This window comes from Sulfitobacter sp. SH24 (assembly GCF_965641895.1).
Taxonomy (GTDB): domain Bacteria; phylum Pseudomonadota; class Alphaproteobacteria; order Rhodobacterales; family Rhodobacteraceae; genus Sulfitobacter; species Sulfitobacter dubius.
The window spans coordinates 3,083,935-3,107,817 of the sequence record NZ_OZ282575.1 but is presented as its reverse complement, the minus strand read 5'-3'; the positions used below and the strand labels follow the sequence as shown (position 1 = coordinate 3,107,817).

The 23,883-nt window shown below is 61.7% G+C and carries 23 protein-coding genes; 19 read left to right on the top strand and 4 right to left on the bottom strand.

Going from position 1 to position 23,883, the window contains the following annotated elements:
* Positions 1–42: 42 nt before the first annotated feature.
* On the top strand, positions 43–1,767 hold the full coding sequence (locus ACSQ16_RS17900) for a histidine kinase N-terminal 7TM domain-containing protein (RefSeq protein ID WP_243262066.1): 1,725 nt from the start codon (positions 43–45) through the stop codon (positions 1,765–1,767).
* Positions 1,768–1,827: 60 nt separating this feature from the next.
* Here ACSQ16_RS17900 and amt read toward each other — a convergent pair whose 3' ends face one another.
* Positions 1,828–3,135, bottom strand: coding sequence for an ammonium transporter (amt, locus tag ACSQ16_RS17895; RefSeq protein ID WP_093927803.1), 1,308 nt, complete (start codon positions 3,133–3,135; stop codon positions 1,828–1,830).
* A gap of 271 nt (positions 3,136–3,406) precedes the next feature.
* Here amt and ACSQ16_RS17890 point away from each other — a divergent pair, with 271 nt between their 5' ends.
* The 8 genes from ACSQ16_RS17890 (at position 3,407) to ACSQ16_RS17855 (ending at position 12,532) form a co-directional block, all read left to right on the top strand.
* Positions 3,407–5,659, top strand: coding sequence for a transglycosylase domain-containing protein (locus ACSQ16_RS17890; protein WP_243262067.1), 2,253 nt, complete (start codon positions 3,407–3,409; stop codon positions 5,657–5,659).
* Between the two features lie 120 nt (positions 5,660–5,779).
* Positions 5,780–7,516: a type I secretion system permease/ATPase gene (locus ACSQ16_RS17885; protein WP_093927804.1), complete on the top strand. Its 1,737-nt coding sequence runs from the start codon at positions 5,780–5,782 to the stop codon at positions 7,514–7,516.
* Positions 7,513–8,823 (top strand): HlyD family type I secretion periplasmic adaptor subunit, encoded by a 1,311-nt coding sequence (locus ACSQ16_RS17880; protein ID WP_243262069.1) that lies wholly within the window; start codon positions 7,513–7,515, stop codon positions 8,821–8,823. Before ACSQ16_RS17885 ends, ACSQ16_RS17880 begins: the two co-directional genes overlap by 4 nt.
* A gap of 90 nt (positions 8,824–8,913) precedes the next feature.
* The gene (locus ACSQ16_RS17875) at positions 8,914–9,372 is read left to right on the top strand and encodes a RidA family protein (RefSeq protein WP_243262070.1); all 459 of its coding nucleotides are present in this window, start codon (positions 8,914–8,916) and stop codon (positions 9,370–9,372) included.
* A complete protein-coding gene (locus ACSQ16_RS17870) occupies positions 9,369–10,130 on the top strand; it encodes a glycerophosphodiester phosphodiesterase family protein (RefSeq protein ID WP_243262071.1) in 762 nt (253 codons plus the stop codon). Before ACSQ16_RS17875 ends, ACSQ16_RS17870 begins: the two co-directional genes overlap by 4 nt.
* A gap of 48 nt (positions 10,131–10,178) precedes the next feature.
* Positions 10,179–11,366 (top strand): GNAT family N-acetyltransferase, encoded by a 1,188-nt coding sequence (locus ACSQ16_RS17865; RefSeq protein WP_243262073.1) that lies wholly within the window; start codon positions 10,179–10,181, stop codon positions 11,364–11,366.
* The gene (locus tag ACSQ16_RS17860; protein WP_243262074.1) at positions 11,363–11,671 is read left to right on the top strand and encodes a 4a-hydroxytetrahydrobiopterin dehydratase; all 309 of its coding nucleotides are present in this window, start codon (positions 11,363–11,365) and stop codon (positions 11,669–11,671) included. Before ACSQ16_RS17865 ends, ACSQ16_RS17860 begins: the two co-directional genes overlap by 4 nt.
* Positions 11,672–11,683: 12 nt before the next feature.
* Positions 11,684–12,532 (top strand): mechanosensitive ion channel family protein, encoded by an 849-nt coding sequence (locus ACSQ16_RS17855; protein WP_093927810.1) that lies wholly within the window; start codon positions 11,684–11,686, stop codon positions 12,530–12,532.
* A gap of 76 nt (positions 12,533–12,608) precedes the next feature.
* Here the strand turns inward: ACSQ16_RS17855 and ACSQ16_RS17850 are convergent, their stop codons facing one another.
* On the bottom strand, positions 12,609–13,097 hold the full coding sequence (locus ACSQ16_RS17850; RefSeq protein ID WP_243262075.1) for a peroxiredoxin: 489 nt from the start codon (positions 13,095–13,097) through the stop codon (positions 12,609–12,611).
* Between the two features lie 88 nt (positions 13,098–13,185).
* Here ACSQ16_RS17850 and ACSQ16_RS17845 point away from each other — a divergent pair, with 88 nt between their 5' ends.
* From ACSQ16_RS17845 to ACSQ16_RS17810, 8 genes are all read left to right on the top strand, one after another.
* Positions 13,186–14,391 (top strand): NAD(P)/FAD-dependent oxidoreductase, encoded by a 1,206-nt coding sequence (locus tag ACSQ16_RS17845; protein WP_243262076.1) that lies wholly within the window; start codon positions 13,186–13,188, stop codon positions 14,389–14,391.
* Positions 14,388–14,945, top strand: coding sequence for a 16S rRNA (guanine(966)-N(2))-methyltransferase RsmD (gene rsmD / locus ACSQ16_RS17840; RefSeq protein ID WP_243262077.1), 558 nt, complete (start codon positions 14,388–14,390; stop codon positions 14,943–14,945). The genes ACSQ16_RS17845 and rsmD overlap by 4 nt, the downstream gene beginning before the upstream one ends.
* A gap of 129 nt (positions 14,946–15,074) precedes the next feature.
* On the top strand, positions 15,075–16,337 hold the full coding sequence (locus ACSQ16_RS17835; protein ID WP_243262078.1) for an imelysin family protein: 1,263 nt from the start codon (positions 15,075–15,077) through the stop codon (positions 16,335–16,337).
* Between the two features lie 60 nt (positions 16,338–16,397).
* Positions 16,398–16,646: a (2Fe-2S)-binding protein gene (locus tag ACSQ16_RS17830; protein WP_093927815.1), complete on the top strand. Its 249-nt coding sequence runs from the start codon at positions 16,398–16,400 to the stop codon at positions 16,644–16,646.
* Positions 16,643–17,128: a bacterioferritin gene (gene bfr / locus ACSQ16_RS17825; RefSeq protein WP_093927816.1), complete on the top strand. Its 486-nt coding sequence runs from the start codon at positions 16,643–16,645 to the stop codon at positions 17,126–17,128. Before ACSQ16_RS17830 ends, bfr begins: the two co-directional genes overlap by 4 nt.
* 70 nt (positions 17,129–17,198) lie before the next feature.
* Complete coding sequence (locus ACSQ16_RS17820) at positions 17,199–18,722, top strand: di-heme oxidoredictase family protein (protein WP_243263111.1); 1,524 nt, start codon at positions 17,199–17,201, stop codon at positions 18,720–18,722.
* A complete protein-coding gene (locus ACSQ16_RS17815; protein WP_243262079.1) occupies positions 18,722–19,708 on the top strand; it encodes an imelysin family protein in 987 nt (328 codons plus the stop codon). The genes ACSQ16_RS17820 and ACSQ16_RS17815 overlap by 1 nt, the downstream gene beginning before the upstream one ends.
* Positions 19,708–20,784, top strand: a complete 1,077-nt coding sequence (locus tag ACSQ16_RS17810) for a DUF1513 domain-containing protein (RefSeq protein ID WP_243262080.1) — start codon at positions 19,708–19,710, stop codon at positions 20,782–20,784. Before ACSQ16_RS17815 ends, ACSQ16_RS17810 begins: the two co-directional genes overlap by 1 nt.
* A gap of 29 nt (positions 20,785–20,813) precedes the next feature.
* Here ACSQ16_RS17810 and map read toward each other — a convergent pair whose 3' ends face one another.
* Both map and sfsA read right to left on the bottom strand, forming a co-directional pair.
* Positions 20,814–21,644, bottom strand: a complete 831-nt coding sequence (gene map / locus ACSQ16_RS17805) for a type I methionyl aminopeptidase (RefSeq protein ID WP_120349970.1) — start codon at positions 21,642–21,644, stop codon at positions 20,814–20,816.
* A gap of 51 nt (positions 21,645–21,695) precedes the next feature.
* A complete protein-coding gene (gene sfsA / locus ACSQ16_RS17800; RefSeq protein WP_243262081.1) occupies positions 21,696–22,403 on the bottom strand; it encodes a DNA/RNA nuclease SfsA in 708 nt (235 codons plus the stop codon).
* Between the two features lie 47 nt (positions 22,404–22,450).
* Between sfsA and ACSQ16_RS17795 the strand changes: the two genes are divergently transcribed.
* Both ACSQ16_RS17795 and ACSQ16_RS17790 read left to right on the top strand, forming a co-directional pair.
* Complete coding sequence (locus tag ACSQ16_RS17795) at positions 22,451–23,170, top strand: competence/damage-inducible protein A (RefSeq protein ID WP_243262082.1); 720 nt, start codon at positions 22,451–22,453, stop codon at positions 23,168–23,170.
* Entirely contained in the window at positions 23,167–23,883 is a 717-nt protein-coding gene (locus ACSQ16_RS17790) for a GNAT family N-acetyltransferase (RefSeq protein ID WP_243262083.1), read from the top strand. Before ACSQ16_RS17795 ends, ACSQ16_RS17790 begins: the two co-directional genes overlap by 4 nt.

Genomic DNA, 23,883 nt, shown 5'->3' with positions numbered 1-23,883 from the left:
ATTTTAGAATCAATTTTTCAGTGCATTCGAATGGATGTAAGCATGCCAGCTGTGCAGCTGGTGATTGTGACGGCTTCGCTCGTCACCGTGCTGGCCCTTTGGGTGCGTGGACATAGCAGCCTGCCCGGTAAACATTGGTTCCTATGGGCCATCTTTGCCATGGATTTCTGGCTTCTGTCCGTCGGGATAGAGCTTTCCGCCACTTCAGCCTCTTGTGCCTTTGCGATCAGCCGTTGGGCGTGGATCGGCTTTGTGCTGCTGCCGACATTTTGGGCCTTTTTTCTTTATGAATACGCGCTTGGGGCCAAGGTGCCGCGGCGGCTGGTGCCGCTTTGCAGTGTTGTCGCGCCTGCGCTTATCACCCTTGGGGCGGTAACCAACAATTGGCATGGAAAGTTTTACGGATCAGAGACCAAATGGCTGGCGGGGGAGAATGGATCATATATTCTGTCCGACCATGGTCCGCTGTTTTTTGTAGCGATTACATATCTTTATATGGTCATCATGGCGGCCGCAGTCGTCGCGGGCCGCGCAGTGCGTTCGGCAAATCCAGCAGTACGGAGCTTTTTTCTCAAGCTTTTTGCTGCGACGCTCATTCCGATGGTGGCCAATCTGACCTATATTATGGGCGGGGTTACCCTGTTTCACACCGACCCTACGCCATTTTCCTTTGCCCTCTCGCTGACGCTGGTGGTCTGGCTGGTGGCCGACAACCGCTGGATTGACGTCAGCGCAATTGCGCGGGAGCTTTTGTTTTACAACAGCACCGATCCGGTTTTTGTGATCGACCCCGAGGGCGAGGCACTTGAGACGAACCCAGCGGCGGCAGAATTGCTGCGCCGGGAGGCCGTGCATGCCCCGGCGCTGCGTGAATTCGGAGAGTTAGGGTCGATTATCCGCTACCTCGCGGCACAGGGCTGTTTGCCAGATGTGACCGACTTTCAGCTGGGTCACCGCCATTTCGCCGTGCGCGCCCATGCGATTTCTTTGGGAATGGGGCAAAAGCACGTCGGCTGGGCCGTGGCGCTTTTGGATGTCACCGTACAGAAGATTGCCGCGCAAAAGGCGATTGCCGCCGAACAGATGCAGGCGCAATTTCTTTCCACGGTAAGCCACGAACTGCGGACCCCGCTGACGGTGATTAACGGCGCGCTTGGCTTGTTGTCGCAAGGCGGCACTAAGGTAAACGAGGCGCAAAAGGCCCGCTTGATCGCAAAGGCGACCAGCAGTTCCGAGGCGCTGACAAAGCTGGTGAATGATTTGATTGATACCCAGTGCCTCAGCAGCGCGCAGTTCAGCATAGACCCGAAACGATGCGCACTCGGCCCCATGGTTCAGAACGCGCTGGCGCAGGCCGAGAGCCTGCAGCCCGAGAAGAATATTCGCTTTACCTGTGACATTCCTGAAGCTGCGCTGATGGTGGAAGGCGATCCCGCGCGGCTGGCCCAAGCTCTGTCCAACGTGCTGTCGAACGCGGTGAAGTTTTCACCTCTGGGTGGGTTGGTCGAGGTCAGCCTGCGGTGTGAAGCAGGGATGGCCGTGGTGACCGTGAGTGACAGTGGCTGTGGCATCCCACCGGGGGCCGAAGATCAAGTGTTTGCACGGTTTTGCCAGTTGGACAGTTCCGACACGAAAACCGCCTATGGCAGCGGACTGGGGCTGCATATCACACGACAGATTCTGGACCGTCACAATGGCAGCATCCGCTATGTCAGCGCACCGGGTGTCGGGACAACCTTTACGATTTCTTTACCGCTGGTGGCCTAACGCAAAACCGCCCGGCCTTTTCAGGTCGGGCGGTCGATTGTTTAGCGATGTCGCTAGGGTTTAGCCCTTGGCGAACTCGGGGTAGGCTTCCATCCCCAGTTCCGACATATCCAGACCGGTGATCTCAGCTTCTTCGCTGACGCGGATGCCGGCTACGGCCTTGATGATCATCCAGACCACGATGCTGACCACGAAGACGAAGATGCCAACCGCGGCAAAACCAATGATCTGCGTCACGAAGGATGTGCCTTCGGTGTAGACCGGCACAACCAGCGTGCCCCAGAAGCCAGCGATCAGGTGAACCGGGATCGCGCCGACCACGTCATCGATCTTGAACTTGTCGAGCATGGGCACGGTGAAGACCACGATGACACCACCAACGGCACCGATCCAAAGCGCGCCGAACAATGTCGGGTCAAGCGGTCCGGCAGTGATCGAGACGAGGCCCGCCAGCGCACCGTTCAGCACCATGGTCAGGTCGACCTTTTTGTACATCACCTGTGTTAGGATCAGCGCGGCAACGGCACCAGCGGCAGCGGCCATATTGGTGTTGGCAAAGATTTGCGCCACGGCGTCAACGTCTTCGATGGTGCCCATGGCAAGCTGCGAGGCGCCGTTAAAGCCGAACCAGCCCATCCACAGGATGAATGTGCCCAGAGTGGCGAGCGCAAGGTTGGAGCCCGGCATCGGCACAACGCGGCCATCCTTGCCGTATTTGCCCAAACGCGGCCCCAGTACGATGGCCCCGGCGAGTGCGGCAAAGCCACCAGCAGCGTGCACGAGGGTCGAGCCAGCAAAGTCGCTAAAGCCCATCGCGGAAAGGAAACCGCCGCCCCACTGCCAGGATGCCTCGATCGGGTAGATGAAGCCGGTCAGTACGACCACGAAGATCAGGAAGGGCCAGAGTTTAATCCGCTCGGCCAGCGCGCCTGAGACGATGGAGGCCGTGGTGGCGCAGAACATCAACTGAAAGAAGAAGTCGGAAGCGTTGGAGTAGCCGCCCGCGTCGATCTCGGACTTGATGTCTTTGGTGGCAAAGGTGCCAAAGACGCCTTCCATGATCCAATTACCGTCACCGGGATACATGATGTTGTATCCCACCAGCCAATACATGACTGCCGCGATGGCAAAGAGGCCCATGTTCTTGGTCAACTGCGTTGTCACGTTCTTGGATCGGACAAGTCCAGCCTCCAGCATGGCAAAGCCTGCCGCCATCCAAAAGACGAGGAAGCCGCCGATCAGGAAGAGGAGTGTGTTAAAGATGAAGGTCGTATCCGCCAGCGTCGCGTATTCTGCGTCCTGTGCCAGCGCCAGCCCTGGCAGGGCGCTGACCGCCGCTGCAAGGGGAAGTATTAAGATGGGTTTCATATGGTCGTTTCCTGTCTGCGGGTCCGAATGCGTGCTTACCGAAGCGGGCGGTTGCCCGTGCAGCACGAGAAAACCGGGAATCAGGCGCTGTTGGACAGGTTTGCTTGCCAAATTTGCGCCATTCATTGGCACCGCTGCTCAAAAAGCGGGCGCTGGCTGGAATCTGCCTATAAATTAATCAGACAATTGACGCCGATTGCGCCTTGAAGCGCTAAACAAACCGCTGCAGTCAGGCTAAAGTGGCAAAAAATAGGGCCGGGCAGGCAATTTTATGACCGACAAGAACAAGCGAAAGCGCCCTTTGGTGGCGGACAAGCGGTATCCGGGTAAGGCAAAGCCGAAACCCAAGTCGCGTGCACAGGCCAAACCTGCCGCGCGCAAGGCGGCACCCGCGCGCCGTAAGCCAGCCCGGACCAAACGGCCTCGGCGCGGGGGCATCGGTGGCTTTTTTGCCGGATTGGCTCGTTGGTTCTGGCGCTTGATCTGGACAATAACTTGGCGCGTTAGCCTGGTGGCTTTCCTCGTTCTTGGCTTGGCTGTCGGCTATATCTATACCACAATCCCGCCGCTTGACGCATTGCTGGATGGTCGTGCGCGTGGCTCTGTCACTATGTTGGACCGCGAAGGCGACGTCTTTGCGTGGCGCGGTGACCAGTTTGGCGGCGTGGTGTCGGCTGAATCCGTTTCCAAACACCTCAAAAACGCGGTCATCGCTACCGAAGATCGGCGATTCTACCGTCATTTCGGGGTCAGCCCGCGGGGCATCGCTTCGGCGGTGCGCATTAATCTCAGCGAGGGGCGCGGCCCATTACAGGGGCACGGTGGCTCCACCATCACGCAGCAAACGGCAAAACTGCTCTGTCTTGGGGAACCCTATGACCCCAGCACAGGCATGACGGAAAAGGAATATGAGGCAGATTGCCGACGTTCTTCTTTGGGCCGCAAAGCCAAGGAAGCGCTCTTTTCCATGGCGATGGAGCTAAAATATACCAAGAACGACATCCTCTCGATCTATCTTAATCGCGCCTATATGGGCGGCGGTGCCTTTGGCGCCGAGGCCGCAGCGCAACGTTTCTTCGGCAAGCCTGCCGCAGCATTGTCGGCGTCCGAAGGGGCGATGCTGGCCGGTCTTTTGACCGCGCCCACAACGCTTTCGCCGACCAACAACCTTGATCGGTCACAAAGCCGCGCCGCCACAGTGATCCGCCTGATGGAAGAACAGGGCTATTTGTCCGCTGCCGAAGCCGATGAAGCCATCGCCAACCCCGCGCAACTGTCCGAAGCGGCAGAAGCCGAAGCAGGCGGTTACTTTGCCGATTGGGTCATGTCCTCGGGGCCGGAGTTCTTTACGCGCAACACCACCGAAGATGTCATCATTAAAACGACGCTCGATCAGCGCATCCAGCGTGCGGCTGAAGACGGCTTGAAATGGATTTTCGAGAACAAGGTGCGCGAAAGCTCGAAAGCGCAGGCAGCGATTGTTGTTATGTCTTCGGACGGTGCGGTGCGCGCACTGGTGGGGGGGCGCAAAACCAAAGTCGCAGGCGCATTCAACCGTGCCACGCAGGCGATGCGTCAGACCGGCTCGGCCTTCAAACCCTTCATCTATGCGGCGGCACTCGATCTGGGCTATTCGCCCAATGACATCATCGTGGACGAACCTTACTGTCTGAACATCCCCGGCTCAGGTCAATGGTGCCCCAAGAACTACACCAAGAACTTCAAAGGCCCGGTCACCTTGACCGATGCGCTCAAAAATTCGCTCAACATTCCGGCGGTCAAAGTCTCTGAAAGTGTGGGGCGTGAGATCGTAAGCTCGGTTGCCTCGCAATTCGGGATCAAAAGCGATCTGGCTGCTGGCCCCGCGCTGGCGCTTGGCGCGTCGGAAAGCACGCTGCTGGAAATGACCGGTGCCTATGCGGGCATTCTTAATGGCGGGTCGTCCGTGACGCCCTATGGTCTGATTGATCTGCGTCTGCTGGGCGAAACCGAACCCTTGATGGGGACCGGTGGCGGCATCAACGAGCGTGTCATTCAAGAAGATGCCGCGCGGCAGTTGGTCTACATGATGGAGAAGGTCATCTCTGAAGGGACGGGCCAACGCGCCAAGTTTGGCGGTCGTCAGTTGGCCGGGAAAACGGGCACGACCTCAGCGAACAAAGATGCATGGTTTGTCGGTTTCTCGGCGGATTATGTGGCCGGTGTCTGGATGGGCTATGACGATAACACACCGCTGACAGGGGTCACTGGCGGCGGCCTGCCGGCAGAGATTTGGCGTGAAACCATGAGCCGCGTGCATGAGGGAATGCCATTGACCGACTTGCCGATGCTCGCCCCAGCACCGCCAAGCGATTTCGGCGAAGCGCAGCCCGTGCCGGAGCCTCAAACGCCGCAACCCCAAGGGGGCGGCAATCAGGGCGGTGGCGCGGACAACGTGATTGATCGGGTCTTGCGCGACATCTTTGGGGGCGGCAGCAGTGGCGACGGGGCCAGCGCCCCCGCGCCGGGTTTCCTCGATCGCTAGGGCGGTTGGGTGTTGGCCTTCGCAAAAGGAAAGTTGGCAATAAGTTGTTAAATTAATTATGCCTTAAAAAGGGCATACTGCGCAGCGGTGCTCGGTGGCGGATAGGGTTGGTAGATATCGATGCAAAGCGATGTTGTGAAAAGAGGGCTGGCTGAGCTGCGGCAGATACGCAGGCGCAGCCGTGGGCTTTATTGGGCGGTGGCGCTGTTCAGTCTTTTTGCCAATATGCTCATGCTGACCGGCCCGCTTTACATGCTGCAAGTTTATGACCGTGTGCTTGGCTCTGGTTCTGAGGAAACGCTGATCGCGCTCTCTGTTCTGGTTGTCTTTCTTTATGGTGTGATGGGGGTGCTGGATTACACGCGCGGTCGGATCATGGCGCGGGTGGGGGCGCGGTTTCAATCCGATCTCGACCGGCGGGTGTTTGATGCGGTGGTGCGCAAGTCTGCGGTGGCGCCGGATGTGAAAACCAATGCCAGCCTTGCGGATCTTGAGGCCGTGCAGCGTTTGATGACCTCGCCTGTTCTTATGGCCGCCTTCGACGCACCTTGGACGCCCATCTTCTTCGCGGCGATCTTCCTGTTTCACCCAATGCTGGGTTGGCTGGCGCTCAGCGGGGCGGCGGTGCTGGTGGCGATCACCGTGGCGAACCAATTGCTGTCGCGCGAAAGCCAAGCACAAGCTGGTATTTCGGGGCAGGCGGCAAATGCCATGTCAGACCAAATCAGGGTCGAGGCCGAAATGGTGCAGGCGATGGGCATGCGCGACGCCGCTTTTTCGCGCTGGCAGCAGGCCCGTGGTCAGGCGCTGCAGCAGCAGGTTAAATCAACCGATGTGGGCGGTACATTCACAGCAATGACAAAGACGCTGCGGTTGTTTTTGCAATCGGCAATGCTGGGTCTTGGCGCGTGGCTGGTCTTGCAAAACCAGATGACGCCGGGTGCGATGATTGCTGGCTCAATCTTGCTGGGCCGTGCACTGGCTCCGGTGGAATTGGCGTTGAACCAATGGCCGGTGGTGCAACGCGGGCGGGCCGGTTGGGCCAATCTGGCTCAGCTTTTGGGGGCTGTCGGGGTCGAACCCGCGCGCACCGCGTTGCCCAAGCCCAAGGCCAAACTGGTCGCTAAGGCCCTGACCGTCGTTGCTCCGGGTGAGAAGCAAGCCGCGTTAAAGTCGATAAACTTCACCGTAGAGCCGGGCCAAGCGGTTGGCGTGATCGGCCCTTCGGGGGCGGGCAAATCGACGCTGGCGCGCACTCTTACCGGGGTTTGGCAGCCTGCGGGTGGCTCAATTCGCCTCGACGGGGCTGCGCTAGAGCATTACGGGAGCGAGACGCTGGGGCGGCACATTGGATACCTGCCGCAGCGGGTTCAGTTGTTTGACGGAACAATTGCCGAGAATATTGCCCGTCTTTTGTCCGAGCCGGATGACGCCAAAGTGGTCAAAGCCGCCAAGATGGCAGCGGCCCATGAGATGATCCTTGAATTCCCCCAAGGCTACGACACGCCGATCCGTGCGGGTCAGGTACGGCTTTCGGGTGGGCAAATGCAGCGTATCGGGCTGGCGCGGGCGCTTTATGACGATCCGGTGATTGTTGTGTTGGATGAGCCGAACTCGAACCTTGATAATATCGGCTCACAGGCGCTGAACCATGCGATCCGGCAAATGAAAGCCAGCGGGCGTTCGGTGCTGATCATGGCGCACCGCCCAGCGGCCATTCAGGAATGCGACACGCTGCTGGTGCTTGATGGCGGTATGCGCAAGGCCTTTGGCCCCAAGGATGAAGTGCTGGCAGAAATGGTGCAGAACCACCGCGAAATCAAAAAAGCACCTGCGCATGCCGGGGGTGTGACATGAGCGATCAAACGGACAAGCGTTGGTCCGCAACGCGGCCTTTGATCCTTGGGTTTCTGGGGCTGATTGTGCTTTTCGGTGGCTTTGGTACTTGGGCCGTGACCAGCCAAATCGCTGGGGCTGTTGTTGCGTCAGGTCGGATCGAAGTCGACCGCAATCGGCAGATCGTTCAGCATGAAACGGGTGGCGTGGTGGCCGAGATCCGCGTTGATGAAGGCGACAGCGTCGCCGCCGGGGATGTGTTGTTGCAACTCGACGCTGAGCAGCTCACCTCGCAATTGGCCATCGTCGAAGGGCAATTGTTTGAACTAATGGCCCGCCGGGGCCGGTTGGAGGCGCAGCGCGACGAAACCGACGCGGTAACCTTTGATGATGAATTGATCGCCGCTGGGTCGGAAAATACGGATGTGCAGGAATTGATCGACGGGCAGCGCAACCTTTTCGACGCGCGGCGGGTCAGCGTGGCCCAAGAGCTTGAGCAGTTGGGCAAGCGCCGCTTGCAGATCAACGCCCAAATCCGCGGTGTCGACGCGCAGGAAACGGCACTGGCACGGCAGTTGGACCTGATCGAAGAAGAATTGGGCAATCAACAGTCGCTGTTGGATCGCGGGTTGACGCAGGCGTCTGCCGTGTTGAACCTGCAACGTGAAGAGGCCCGTCTAACGGGGCAGATCGGCGAACTGTCAGCGCAAAAAGCCCAGTCCCAAGAGCGTGTGACCGAGATTGATATCGAACGCCTTAAACTTCGTTCAGCAGGCCGCGAAGAGGCGATCACCCAGTTGCGCGACCTGCGCTATCGAGAGCTGGAAATGGCAGAACAGCGCCGCGCGCTTAGGGCTGAAATTGACCGCCTTTCTATCCGCGCTCCGGTGTCGGGGATCATCTACGCCATGCAAGTACAGACGCCGCGTTCGGTCGTGCGCGCAGCAGAACCGCTGATGTATCTTGTCCCACAAGATCGCCCGTTGATCATCGCATCGCGTGTGCAAACCATCCACATTGATCAGGTCGCGGTGGGCCAAGAAGTGAACTTGCGCCTGTCGGCCCTGAACCAGCGCACCACACCAGAACTGATCGGCAAGGTGTTGCAAGTGTCCGCCGATTCCATCGAAGACGACGCCACCGGGCAAACCTATTACCGAGCTGAGATTGCGCTGAATCCCGGTGAAACTGACAAGCTGGAAGAAGGCACCATCCTACTACCCGGCATGCCGGTCGAGGCTTTTATCCGCACCGGAGAGCGCTCTCCCATGGCCTATCTGCTCAAGCCCATGGCCGACTATTTTGCCCGCGCCTTCCGCGAAAGCTGACCCGGTCGACCGGCCAGGCGGCAAAGGGGCTTTTCCTCGGCCTTGAGGGCGGATAGCGTCCGCCTGAAACCGCAGCCAAAGGAAAACGCCATGTCCCTGACCGCCCGCCTTGCCGACCTCGGGATTACCCTGCCCGACGCCCCTGCACCTGCCGCGAACTACGTGCCCTTCGTGGTCACAGGGAACACCGTTTATGTATCGGGCCAGATCTCGAACGGGCCGGATGGGCTGATTGTCGGGCGTTTGGGTGACAGCATGGATGTCGACGCCGGGGCCGCTGCCGCACGCAGCTGTGCACTAAGCCTTTTGGCGCAGGTGCGCGCCGCTTGTGACGGCGATTTGGATCGGCTGAAGCGGGTTGTGAAACTGACCGGGTTTGTCAATTCCACCGCAGATTTCACCGACCAGCCCAAAGTCATCAACGGTGCATCAGATTTCATGGTTGAGGCCTTGGGCGAGGCAGGTCGTCACGCGCGGTCGGCGGTTTCTGCCGCATCGTTGCCACTGGGCGTTGCCGTCGAAATCGAAGGCATTTTTGAGATCGAATGACCCTTCCTTCCGCCTTTCTGAATGTTCCATTGGCGCATCGCGCGCTGCATGATCTCGCCGCCGGACGGCCCGAAAATAGCCGTGCCGCTGTGCGCGCGGCGGTTGAGGCGGGGTTCGGGATTGAGATCGACCTGCAACTTAGCGCCGATGGTAAGGCGATGGTTTTTCACGATTATGGCCTAGAGCGGTTGACGGCAGAGCGAGGTGCGTTGCGCCTGCGCGATGCCGATGCTCTGGCGAAGATCCCCCTCAAAGGGGGCGACGAAGGCATCCCGACGCTCGAAGAGATCCTTGATCTTGTTGCCGGCCGCGTGCCGCTGCTGGTGGAGTTCAAGGATCAAGATGGCAGTATGGGGCCGGATGTAGGCGCATTAGAGGCCGCAGCCGCCGGGCCTCTTGCCGCTTATCGCGGGGATCTGGCCGTGATGTCGTTTAACCCGTATTCGGTGCGAGAACTCTCCCGGTTGTTGCCGGATGTGCCACGCGGCTTGACCACCAGCGGCTACCGCGCCGATGAATGGCCGCTGCCCACGGCGACCTGCGACCGGCTGCGTGAAATTCCCGACTATGCCGACTGTGGCGCCTGTTTCATCAGCCACGAGGCCGATGACCTCAGCCGCTCCCGTGTGGCCGAGTTGAAAGCCGGTGGTGCGGCGGTGCTGTGTTGGACGATCCGTAGTCAAGCCGAAGAAGACATCGCACGTCAGGTGGCGCAGAACGTTACCTTTGAAAGCTATCTACCCCAGCCGCGCCCTTGATCCGCGGGGCCAAGGCCACACATAGGACGCAAGGCAGGCAAGGTTCAGATGAGCGCGCAGGAAATCGAGATTACGGTGGTGCCGGAACTGGCACAGATCGGCCAAGAGGATTGGGACGCCTGCGCCTGTCCTGAGACCGCAGACGGGGCGCGTCCGCGTGACCCTTTCACCACCTATCGATTCCTATCGGCCTTGGAGCGCAGCGGGTCAGTTGGGCCCGGCACGGGCTGGCAGCCGCAGTATCTGGTTGCACGGATTGCGGGCCAAGTGATCGCCGTGGCGCCGATGTATGCCAAATCGCACAGCCAAGGCGAATATATTTTCGACCATAACTGGGCCCATGCCTATGAGCGGGCGGGCGGGCGCTATTACCCGAAACTGCAGATCGCGGTGCCACATACGCCCGCCACCGGGCGGCGCTTTTTGGTGCGGCCCGAGTTTGAAGAGACAGGCACCGCCGCGCTGGTTCAGGGCGCGGTGCAGCTGACCGATAACAACGCGCTGTCGTCGCTGCATGTGACCTTTTGCACCGAGCAGGAGGTCGCGCGGGCCGAAGCACTGGGTTTGATGAGCCGCAAAAGCCAGCAGTTTCACTGGCACAACCGCGACTATGCGGATTTCGACGGTTTCCTCGCCAGTCTATCCTCGCGCAAGCGCAAGAATATCCGCAAGGAACGCGCGCAGGCGCAGGATTTTGGCGGCACGATCCACACCTTCACTGGCGATCAGATCGAACCCGAACATTGGGATGCCTTTTGGCAGTTCTACCAAGACACCGGTGCGCGGAAATGGGGTTCGCCTTACCTCACGCGGGAATTCTTTGACCACGCGCAAGAAAACCTGCGGGACGATATCGCGCTGGTGCTGGCCGAACGTGACGGGCGTTGGGTTGCCGGGGCGCTAAACTTCATCGGGGCTGAGACGCTCTTTGGCCGCTACTGGGGCTGTACCGAACATCACCCCTTTTTGCACTTTGAGCTGTGCTATTATCGCGCCATGGAATTTGCCATCGCCCATGGGCTTTCCCGTGTCGAGGCGGGTGCACAGGGCGAACACAAGCTCGCACGCGGCTATCTGCCGTCACCCACATGGTCGCTGCATTGGATGCGCGATCCGGGTTTTGCCTCTGCCGTGGGGGAGTATCTGCAGGCCGAGCGCGACGCCGTGGACGAGGAGATCAGCGTGCTGACTGACTACGGCCCTTTCAAAAAGACGACGATCGAGGAACAAGAATGACCGAGAGATTGAGCATCGAGACCCGCAAGACCCTGCTTCAGCCGCTGTTTAATACGGGCTGGGAGATGGTGGAAGGACGGGATGCGATCCACAAGACCTTCAAGTTCAGTGATTTCGCCGATGCCTTTGGCTGGATGACAAGGGTGGCCATTTGGGCGGAAAAATGGAATCACCATCCCGAATGGAGCAACGTTTACAACCGTGTGGAGGTGACGTTGATCACCCATGACGTAGATGGGCTAAGCTCGCTTGATGCGAAACTGGCGCGCAAGATGGATGGTCTCTTTGGGGCCGGGAAAGACTGACGGAGAGACCGGATGCAAGATTTGTTTGAAACGGAACTGTGGCAGGGCAAGACGATCGCCGATCTGCTGACGCTTGAATTCCTTGCCAGCGCGGCGGGATCGGTGATTGGCGCGATTGTGATCCTGTTGCTGGGTTGGGTCATTTCAAGTTGGCTGCAGCACCGTGTCGAAAACCTTGGCAAGCGGAACAAGCATCTTGACGAGATGCTGTTCGAATTTCTGGCTTCCATCGTGCGCTATGTGGTGCTGGGTTTTACGGTTCTGTTCGTGCTCAACACTTTCGGTGTCAAAACGACCTCGGTCGTGGCAGTCATTGGTGCGGCGGGTCTGGCGATCGGTTTGGCTTTGCAAGGCACGCTGTCGAATGTGGCGGCGGGGGTCATGCTGATCTTGTTCCGCCCGATTAAAATCGGGGATTTCGTTGTGATCGCGGGCGAGATGGGCACGGTCAAGCAGATCAACCTCAACTACACCGTGCTAGCGGACCTCAGCAATGTGCAGGTCATCGTGCCGAACTCCGAAGTTTGGGGCAATGTCATCACCAACTATTCGGTCAACCCAACCCGCCGCGCGGAATGGACCTTTGGTGTGGGCTATGGTGCGAACCTCAAGACCGCCGAAGAGATCATCCGCAGCACGATCACAGCAGACGCGCGCGCGCATGCCGATCCTGAGCCCTTTGTGCAGGTGAGCAACCTTGGCGACAGTTCCGTTGATTTTCTTGTGCGGGTCTGGTGCAGCGCGGATGATTATTTTGCCTTCAAGGCCGATATGACCCGCAAGGTCAAAGAGGCTCTGGATGAGGGCGGTGTCGATATTCCGTTCCCCACGCGTACCATTGTGCAGGCTGCTGCAGAGTAGGCCTTCGCCCGTGCGACCTTGAGGGGGCAGCCCCAGTTAGCAAAACGCCCGGCCAATCTGGCCGGGCGTTCGCGTTTTACATATTGTCCAGCAGTGCTTCGCCGCCGGAGATCTCGCAGGTGCCGGGGCTTTCCTCGGGCTGCCAAAGTGTCACCTTGCCGTCTTCGACAAGCATCGCATAGCGCTTGGACCGTGCGACCAAACCGGCAGGGGCCGCGTCGAACTCCATGCCGATGGCGCGGGTGAATTCGCTGCTGGCGTCGGCCAGCATTGTAATCCCGGCCTCGGTTGCGCCGGTTGCTTCGCCCCAAGCCTTCATCACGAAAGGGTCGTTGCAAGAGACGCAGATCACCTCATCCACGCCTTTGGCGTCGAACTGATCCTTGGTGCGCACAAAGCTCGGCACATGGGCAGAGTGGCAGGTCGGCGTGAAGGCGCCCGGCACGGCAAAGATCACCACTTTGCGGCCCTTTAGCTTGTCGGCCATCTGTACCGGCTCGGGCCCATCCGCGCCCATCTGAACCAGTTTTGCGTCGGGCAGCGTAGAACCTTGAGAAATCGTCATGGGATAGCCTCTCCTGTCATTGCGGTTGTCTTGGGGCCAGATATAGGCTTTGACCGCGACTGAGACCAGATCAATTGGGGGGCGGCAAATGCAGCATGTGGTGGTGATCGGAGCCGGGCAGGCGGGGGCCTCATGCGTGGCCAAACTGCGCAATGGCGGGTTCGAGGGCAAGATCACCCTGATCGGGGCCGAGCCTTGCCCGCCCTACCAACGGCCACCGCTGTCTAAAGGGTACCTGCTGGGCGATATGACACTGGAGCGGCTGTTTCTGCGGCCCGAGGCGTTCTATGCCGACCAAGGGATCGCGCTCAAGACCGATTGCCGCGTTACCGCGATTGACCCCGAGGCGCGTGTTCTGAGCACGACCGAGGGCGAGGTCGCCTATGACGAACTGGTGCTTGCTACCGGCTCCCTCCCGCGTCGGCTGCCAGCGGCGATTGGCGGCGATCTGGATGGCGTCTTTACCGTGCGCGATCTGGCGGATGTGGATGCCATGGCGCCGCGTTTCGTGAAGGGCGCGAAGGTTCTGATCGTCGGCGGTGGCTACATCGGGCTGGAAGCCGCGGCTGTCGCGGCCAAGTTGGGGCTAGAGGTCACGCTGGTGGAAATGGCCGACCGCATCCTGCAGCGCGTCGCAGCGCCCGAGACCAGTGATTATTTCCGCGCCCTGCATGAAGGCCACGGTGTTACCCTGCGCGAAGGCGTGGGGCTTGAGCGGCTCTTGGGCGAAGGTCACGTCACCGGCGCACGGCTGAGCGATGGGACAGAGATTGCCGCCGATTTCGTCATCACCGGCGTGGGCATTGAGCCCGACATCACGCTGGCCAAGGCAGCAGGGATCGAGATCGACAACGGCATCAAGGTCGACGCGCGGGGCCGCACGAGTGTGCCGGGCATCTGGGCGGCGGGGGATTGCACCTCTTTCCCCTATCGCGGCGGGCGTATCCGTTTGGAAAGCGTTCCCAATGCCATCGACCAGGCCGAGGTGGTCGCTGAAAATATCCTCGGCGCGGGTAAGGACTACATTGCCAAACCGTGGTTCTGGTCGGACCAATATGACGTGAAACTGCAAATCGCCGGGCTGAACGCAGGCTATGACCGCGTGGTCAGCCGCCTTGGCGACGGCAGCGCGTCCTTCTGGTACTACCTTGGTGACACCCTGCTGGCCGTGGATGCTGCGAACGACCCACGTGGTTACATGGTGGGTAAACGGTTGATCGAGGCGGGGAAATCGCCTGATCCCGCGCTGGTCGCGGACCCTGATACCGACCTTAAGGCTCTGCTGGAAACATGAGGATCATTGCCGGGAAATACCGTGGCCGACCGCTTGCCGCGCTTGGCAAGGGCGACGCCGGAGCGCATCTGCGACCGACCTCCGACCGGGTGCGCGAGAGCCTTTTTTCAATGTTGACCCATCACGATGTGATCGAGGGCGCGCGGGTGTTGGACCTGTTCGCAGGCACCGGCGCGCTTGGGTTTGAGGCCCTGTCGCGCGGAGCCGTGTCGGTCTGCTTCGTTGAGAATGGCCGGACAGGCCAACAGTTGATCGGGGAGAACATGCGCAAACTGGAGGCAGAGGCGGAAACGCGGCTGCTGCGCAATGACGCGACGCGGCTGGGGCCATGCGCACAGGGCCCTTTCGATCTGGTCTTCCTTGACCCGCCCTATGGCAAATCCATGGGGCAAAAGGCGCTTGTTGCGGCAGCCGAAGGCGGTTGGTTTGCGCCCGGCGCGATGATCGTTTGGGAGGAAAGCGCGCCCATGCACGCGCCCGAGGGATTCGCCCGGATCGACACGCGCAAATACGGCGATACCCATGTGACGCTGCTGCAAAGGGCTGCAAGCTAACAGCTTTTTGCCGAGCGCTATCCCCTCTCAGGTTGATCCTTGTCTTTTCCGACAGAATAAGTCACCTATTGCCCGAAGGCCCGCCGCGCCTGCGTCGGGACTATGGTGATTTTCAAGGAAGGACATCCGATGCGCCTCAAAGCGACCACGGCCATTGCGCTGATCACATGCGCCGCCGCTCCGGCATTTGCACAAGACAAGGCCGAGGTGCTTGGCACCTATGCCGACATCGCACAGGCAGGCTACGAAGACAGCCTGACTACCGCGCAGACGCTGCAAGCCGCCGTCGAGACGCTGATCGCCACCCCCTCGGCCGAAGCGCTTCAGGCCGCGAAGTCCGCATGGCTGGCCGCCCGCGTGCCCTACCAGCAGACCGAGGTTTTCCGCTTTGGCAACGCCATCGTCGATGACTGGGAAGGCAAGGTAAACGCATGGCCGCTGGACGAAGGTCTGATCGACTATGTCGATGCCTCCTATGGCGGTGAGACGGATGAGAACCAACTGGCGGTTCTGAACATCATCGCCAACCCGACCTTCACGCTGGGCGGGGAAGAGGTGGACGCCGCCGAGATTACGCCTGCGCTCCTCGAAGGGCAGTTGCATGAGGCGGGCGCAGTCGAGGCCAATGTCGCCACCGGCTACCACGCCATCGAATTCCTGCTCTGGGGCCAAGACCTGAACGGTACTGAGCATGGCGCGGGCAACCGTCCTTGGACCGACTACGCGACCGGCGAAGACTGCACCGGCGACAACTGCGACCGCCGTGGGCAATACCTCAAGGCCACGACTGATCTGCTGGTCAGCGATCTGGAGTGGATGGCCGGGCAATGGGCCGAAGGCGGTGAGGCACGCGCCGCCGTGCTGGCCGACGAAGACGCCGGGATCGACGCGATCCTGACTGGCATGGGCTCGCTTTCCTACGGTGAACAGGCCGGGGAACGGATGAAGCTGGGCGTCATGCTGAACGACCCCGAAGAAGAGCACGACTGCTTCTCGGACAACACCCACAACAGCCACTACTACGACGGTTTGGGCGTGCGGAACGTCTATCTGGGCGAATACCTGCGCGTCGATGGCCGCGTGGTTTCCGGCGCGTCGTTGTCCGATCTGGTGGCCAGCGCCGATGCCAGCGTCGACGAAGACCTGCGCGCCAAGCTGAACGCCTCCATGGTGGAACTGGGCCAGATCAAAACCGCCGCCGAAGCGGGGTTCAGCTATGACATGATGCTTGAGCGCGGCAATGCCGAAGGCGAGGCGCTGATCATGGGCGCGGTCGATGCGCTGGTGGGTCAGACCCGCGCGATTGAGCGTGCCGTGACGGCTCTGGGCGGTGACGAGATCGCCTTTGAAGGCTCCAACAGCCTCGACGCGCCAGAGGCCGTCTTCCAGTAATCCTAATCCATCCTCGGGCCGCTGCGGCGGCCCGAGGCCAGCAAGGGAATACGCAAAACCATGATTGTTTGTCACTGTCAGAACATTACCGATCGCGACATCAACAACGCCATCGACTGGATGCGCGCCTCTGACGCGCGGACGGTCATCACTGCGGGTAAAATTTACCGCGCCTTGGGCAAAGCAGCCGATTGTGGTGGCTGCATGCCTCTGTTCTTGTCTACCATGCGAGGAAATGGCAACTTTTCCGTGCCTGTGCTGAAACCCACTCTACGTCAGGCAAAACCAAACAAGGAGACAGGTTCATGAAGGGCGACGTAAAGGTCATCGAATATCTCAACGCGGCACTGCGCAGCGAGCTGACAGCGGTAAGCCAATACTGGCTGCACTACCGGCTGCAAGAAGACTGGGGCTATGGTCGGCTTGCCGATAAGTCGCGCGAGGAAAGCATCGAAGAGATGAACCACGCCGACAAGCTGATCGAGCGGATCATCTTCCTCGAGGGGCATCCGAATCTGCAAAAGCTGGACGCGCTGCGCATCGGTGAAACGGTCAAGGAATGTCTTGAGTCCGATCTGGCCGCCGAACATGAGGCCCGCACCCTATACATTGAGGCGCGCAATCACTGCGATCAGGTTGGGGATTATGTCTCCAAGAACCTGTTCGAGGAATTGATTGCCGACGAGGAAGGGCATATCGACTTCCTCGAAACCCAATTGTCGCTTCAGGCCGAACTAGGCGAGGCCGTCTATGGCCAGCTTCAGGCCAAGCCGACAGACGACAGCAAGTAACTTCGAATGGCAGGCCCGGCTCTGGGCCTGCCGCTTATCCAAGGCATACCCCATGCGATTCCTCATTCCGATGCTCACGGTGGCCGCCGCGAGCATGGCCGCCGCCGCTCCACAAGCACTGGAGGAACCGCATCTCAAGGTGATCCCCCGCACCGCAGAAGAGGCCGCCCGGATTGCCAAGGTCACCGCCCCCGCGACCGAATTCGACAAGCCCGAACCCTTTGAGACGAACCCGGCAGGGGCCGCCACGGTCAGCCCGCGCGGCAATGCCGATGCGTTTTCGCTGCCCTCGGGCAACATTCCGTTCGAGCGGGAGTTGGACTTTAAGGTCGGCAATGGTTTGTTTAAAAAGCTCTGGGTCTCTTCGCCCTCGTCGACGCTCGCGTCTGACGGGCTGGGGCCGCTCTTTAACGCGCGTTCCTGCCAGCGCTGCCACCTGAAAGACGGGCGCGGCCATCCGCCCGAGGGGCCAGAGGATGACGCGGTGTCGATGTTCCTGCGCATCTCGGTCCCCACGCCCCCCGAAGAGGCGATGAGCGAGATCGAGGCGTTTCTGCTTTCGGTGGGCGACAGCACCCCGCGCACGCGGCCCGATCCGGTTTATGGCGGGCAATTGCAGGATTTCGGGGTGGCGGGCCATCCGGCGGAATACCGTCTGGGCGTGAGTTATGAAGAGGTGGAAGTCGCCCTGTCGGAGGGGGAGACAGCCAGCCTGCGCCGCCCGACCTACAGCGCCGAAGACCTCGGCTATGGCCCCTTGGCCGACGGCGCGATGCTCAGCCCCCGCGTCGCCCCGCAGATGATCGGTTTGGGCTTGTTGGAGGCGATCCCGGCGGCGGATATCTTGGCACTGGCCGACCCGGAAGACGCCGACGGCGACGGGATCTCTGGCCGGGCGCAGATCGTCTGGTCCTTTGAGTACGCGCGCCCGATGCTGGGCCGTTTCGGCTGGAAATCCGGCGCACCGACGATCCGCGAACAATCCGCCAGTGCTTTTGCGGGCGACATCGGCATTTCATCCCCCATCTTCGACGCAGCTTGGGGCGATTGCACCACCGAACAGACCGCCTGCCGCGACGCCCCGCATGGGGATGGTGACACGCGTGGCACCGAGATCGACGCCGAGGGGCTGGATCTGGTGACCTTCTACAGCCGCAACCTTGCCGTGCCCGCCCGCCGCGATGTCGGCGCACCTGAGGTGCTGCGCGGCAAGGCGGTGTTCCATGAGGTCGGCTGCACCTCCTGCCATCAGCCGAAATTCGTGACCGAACGGTTGGAGGATCAGCCCGAGCAGAGCTTCCAACTGATCTGGCCGATGACCGATCTTTTGCTCCATGACATGGGCGAAGGGCTGGCCGACGACCGCCCCGAGGGCCGCGCGAATGGGCGCGAATGGCGCACCGCGCCGCTCTGGGGCATCGGCTTGACCGAACAGGTTAACGGGCATACCCAATTCCTGCACGACGGGCGCGCGCGGTCGCTGCTCGAAGCGGTGCTCTGGCACGGCGGCGAAGCACAGCCCGCCCGTGATGCCGTGGTAGCCATGCCCAAAGCCGACCGCGACGCCCTGATCCGCTATCTGGAGAGCCTCTGATGCGCAGCCTTCTGACCGCCACCTTTCTGTTGTCCGCCGCCCCCGCCCTTGCCGGGGTGAGCGAGGTGATCGACGATCACGCGTTGCCGGGCACCGCCCGTTTCGCCTCAGCTACCGCAGCGCTAGGCGCGGCCGCGGAGGCGGATTGCACCGACACGGCCCTGCGCCCGGCCTATCAAGAGGCTTTCGACGCATGGATGGGCATCGCGCATCTGACCCTTGGACCGTTGGAAGAAGACGGGCGCGGGCTGGCCATCGCCTTCTGGCCCGATACGCGCGGCATGGTGGGGCGCAGCGTGGCGCGGCTGGTGGCCGAGGAAGACCCGATTGCGACAAGCGGGGAGTATGCCGAAGTCTCCATCGCCGCGCGCGGGCTCTTTGCGCTGGAACGGCTGCTTTATGACGAAGACTTCGCAGGCTACGGGGCCGAGAGCTATAGCTGCGCACTGGCCCAAGCGATGGCGGCTGATCTGGCCGTGCTGGGGCGCGAGGTCGACACCGCATGGGGTGAGGATTTCGCCGCCACGCTCGGCAGCGCCGGGGAGGCGGGGAACAGCCGTTTCCTCAGCCCGCGCGAAGCATCTCAGGCGCTCTACACTGCGCTCGCCACCGGGTTGGAGTTCGTCGCCGACCAACGTCTGGGCCGCCCAATGGGCAGTTTTGACGCCCCCAAACCGCAGGTGGCCGAGGCGCGCCGTTCGGGTCGCAGCCTGCGCAATGTGGTTCTGTCGCTTGAAGCATTGCAGGGTCTGGCCGGGACGCTGTCGGACGCGCCCACCCCCAAGGCCGATGCCGCATTTGACCGCGCGCTCACCGCCGCCCGCGGCTTGGAAGACCCTGTTTTCGCCGGGGTGGCCGATCCGATCAGCCGTATCCGGGTCGAAGCACTGCAAAATGACGTGCGTGCCATTTCCGAGGCGGTGGGGGCCGAGATCGCCCCTGCGCTCGGCGTTTCGGTCGGGTTTAACTCGGCGGATGGCGATTGATGCCGTCGCGCCGCCATTTCCTCGCCGGTCTCGCCGCCGCGTCGAGTCTGCCGGCGATGGGCTGGGCTGCCGCCGGAAGCCCCGTCTACCTTGCCGCTGCGCGCGACCCCTCGGGGGACTATGCGCTTTTCGGGCTGGACGGGACCGGCCACGACATTTTCCGCATTCCGCTGCCCGACCGTGGCCATGCCGCCGCCGCGCATCCCACGGCGCCCGAGGCCGTGGCCTTTGCCCGCCGTCCAGGGCGGTTTGCACTGGTGATCGACTGTGAGAAGGGGCAAGTGGCCCATCGCCTCGACGCGCCAGAGGGGCGGCATTTCTACGGGCATGGGGCGTTTTTGCAGGGCGGGGCCATCCTCGCCACCAGCGAGAATGAGATCGACACCGGCGAAGGGCGCATCGGACTGTGGTCCCGCGCAAAGGGTTACGCCCGGATTGGCGAGATCGCCTCGGGCGGGATCGGCCCGCATGAAATCCGCCGCTGGGCCGAGGATGTGCTGGTGGTGGCCAATGGCGGCATCCGCACGCATCCCGACAGCGGGCGGGAGAAGTTGAACATTGGAGATATGCGGCCCAACCTGTCCTATGTCAGCCTCTCGGGCGAAGTGCTGGAGCAGGTGGCGCTGCCCGATGAGCTTCACAAGAATTCGATCCGTCATCTGGCCTTGGCACCAGACGGGCAGGTGGCTTTTGCGATGCAATGGCAAGGGGAGCCGGGTGACGGTGTGCCCCTGCTGGGGCTGCACCGGCGCGGGCAGTCGGCGATCCTAGCCGAGGCCGATCTGGCCGAGCAGATCGCGATGCAGGGCTACGCGGGCAGCGTGGCATTTGCGGCGGATGGCGGGGCGGTCGGGATCACGTCACCGCGGGGCGGGCGGTTGCATGTCTTTGACGACAATGGTGCTTTCCTCGCCAGCCACCGCCGTGCCGATGTCTGCGGGCTGGCGCCGGGCCGGGGCGGCTTTGTCGCCACGGATGGGCTGGGCGGTATCCTGTCGCTGCAAGAGGCTACGCTATCGCGGCTGACCACAGCCAGCCGCGCGTGGGACAACCATTTGGTCGCCATCGACGCATAGGCGTGCGGGGGCCGTGCCCCCGCAGCGTTTCAGTCGGTTTTATAAGTCGGGTGGAACAAGCCGCCGGGCGAGAGGGTGAAAATCTCCACACCATCTTCGGTCACGCCAACCGAATGCTCGAACTGCGCCGAGAGGGATTTGTCGCGGGTCACGGCGGTCCAATCATCGGCGAGGGTCTTGGTCTCGGCCCGGCCAAGGTTCACCATCGGCTCAATGGTAAAGAACATGCCCGGCTCAAGCACAGCACCCGTGCCGGGGCGGCCATAGTGCAGCACGTTGGGCGGCGCGTGAAAGACCTGCCCAAGCCCGTGACCGCAGAAATCGGTCACGACGGACATGCGGTGGCCTTCGACAAATGTCTGGATCGCATGGCCAATGTCGCCAAAGGTATTGCCCGGCTTCACCGCCTCAATCCCGTGCATCAGGCTGTCATGGGTCACGTTGATCAATCGCTCGGCCTTGCGCGAAAGCTTGCCCGCCACATACATGCGGCTGGTGTCGCCGAACCAGCCATCGACGATCACGGTCACGTCGATGTTCAGGATGTCGCCGTCTTTCAGCTTCTTGTCGCTGGGGATCCCGTGGCAGACCACATGGTTCACCGAGATGCAGCTCGCGTGCTGATAGCCTTTGTAGCCGATCGTCGCGGATTTCGCGCCGGCGGCGTTGACCTTCTCTTCGATCAGGCGGTCAAGCTCTCCGGTGGTTTGACCGGGGAAGACATGCTCTGCGATCTCGTCGAGGATCGTGGCGGCCAGACGGCCCGCCGCTTGCATCCCGGCGTGATCCGAAGGCTCGTAAATGCGAATGCCGTCGCGCGTCTGGCGGCCTCGGTGTGCGTTGTTCACCGCTCTCTCCATCCTTGTGTTCGCTCCTATTTAGCGTGGCTTTCCGGCAAGGGCCAGTGCAGCTCAGCCCGCAAAGGGGATCGGTTGCGCCAGTGTGACGGCTTGGGGCGTGATATGGGTGCCGATGGCGTAGATTTCCAGCCCCGCCGCCCGCGCCGCTTGGGACGCAGCGGCATAAGTCGGGTCGATATCGGCGGCGAGGGTCATCTGCGTGCAATCGGTGCGTTGCACCAGATAGAGCAGCAAGGCGCGGTGCCCGGCCTCAGCCATCCGCGCTAGTTCGCCAAGGTGTTTCGCCCCGCGTGCGGTGACACTGTCGGGGAATTCGGCAAGGCCCGTCTGCCGCGAGAGGGTGACGGATTTGACCTCGACATAGGCATCGGGCAGGCCATCGCCGCGCAGCAGGAAGTCGATGCGGGAGTTTTCGCCGTATTTCACCTCGGGCTGGACCTCGGTATAGGCGGCAAGCGGCGCCACCTCGCGTGCGATCAACGCCGCCTTCATCGCGCGGTTGGGCAGGGAGGTGTCGACGCCGGTGAAATGGCCGTTCTCATGGTCCACTAAACGCCAGCCGTAGTTCAGCTTTTTCTTCGGATCGTCGTTCGGCTCCAGCCAGATGCGGCTGCCCGGTTCCGCCAGCCCCATCATCGAGCCGGGGTTGGCGCAATGAGCGATCACTTCCTCGCCCGTCTCCTCTAGCCTGCAATCAGCCAGAAAGCGTTTGTAGCGGCGGATCAGCCGGGCGGGGACAAGTTGGGTTTGAAAGCGCATGGCACGCGGCCTATACCGAAGGGACGCCATCCTCAAGGAGCCGCCCCATGTCAAACCCCACCGCCGCGATGATCGTGATCGGCGACGAAATCCTCTCGGGCCGGACCCGCGACAGCAATATGCATCACCTTGCGGGGGAGTTGACGAAAGTGGGGATCGACCTGCGCGAAGTGCGCGTGGTCTCGGACGATCACGGGGCGATCATCGCCGCCGTGCAGGCGCTGTCGTCTGCCTATACCCATGTCTTCACCTCGGGCGGTATCGGGCCGACCCATGACGACATCACCGCCGATTGCATCGCCGCCGCCTTTAACCGTGATATCGACGTGCGCGACGACGCGCGCGAGATACTGGCCGAACACTACGCCCGCGCGGGAACGCAAATGAACGAGGCCCGCCTGCGCATGGCGCGTATTCCTGAGGGCGCCGCGCTGATCGAAAACCCGGTCTCTGCCGCGCCGGGGTTCGTGGTTGAGAATGTGCATGTGATGGCCGGGGTGCCCACGGTCTTTCAGGCGATGGTTGCCAGCGTTCTGCCGGGGCTCACAGGCGGCCAACCCCTGATCAGTGAGACGCTGCGCATCGACCGGGGCGAAGGCGATATCGCCGGGCCGCTGGGGGGGCTGGCCGAGGAATATCCGCATCTGTCGATGGGCAGCTACCCGTTTCAAAAGGACGGTGTCTTTGGCGCGCATGTGGTGATCCGGGGCAGCGATCCGGGGATGGTCGAAGCCGCGATGGCCAAGCTCAAGGCCGCCTTCGCATGAGTGAGGCGCAGGCGTTTTTTGACGCGGGTGACGCGACATGGCCCGCCGCGCGGCGGTTTGATCACGGGCCATGGACTCTGCGCGAAGGGCAGGGCGGCGGCAAACGTGTTTCGGCAGCGACAGCGCGTGGGGCGATCTCCGATGCCGACATTCCGGCTGCCGAAGCGGCGATGCGCGAGATGGACCAGCGCCCGCTTTTCATGGTCCGCGCGGGGGAAGATGACCTCGACGCGCTGCTGGCCGCGCGGGGCTATGACGTGGTCGATCCGGTCAGGGTCCTAAGCCTGCCGATCACCCGACTGACGGATGTGCCGATGCCCCCAGTCACCGCCTTTTGCATTTGGGAGCCGCTGGCGATCATGGCCGAGGTCTGGGCCGCCGGCGGGGTCGGCCCCGCGCGCCTTGCCGTGATGGACCGTGCCGCGACCAAAACAGGCATCCTTGCGCGCTGGAACGAGAAACCCGCAGGCGTGGCCTTTGCCGGGGTGCACAATGATATCTGCATGGTCCACGCGGTCGAGGTGCTGCCCCATCAACAGCGCCAAGGTGTGGCCACTTGGATCATGCGCGCCGCCGCCCATTGGGGGCAGGCCCAAGGGGCCAAGCGGCTTTCGGTGCTCTGCGTCGATACCAACACCCGCGCGCAGGCGCTCTATGCCAAACTGGGCTTTGCCCCGGTCGGGCACTATCATTACCGTCAAAGCACTGAGTAA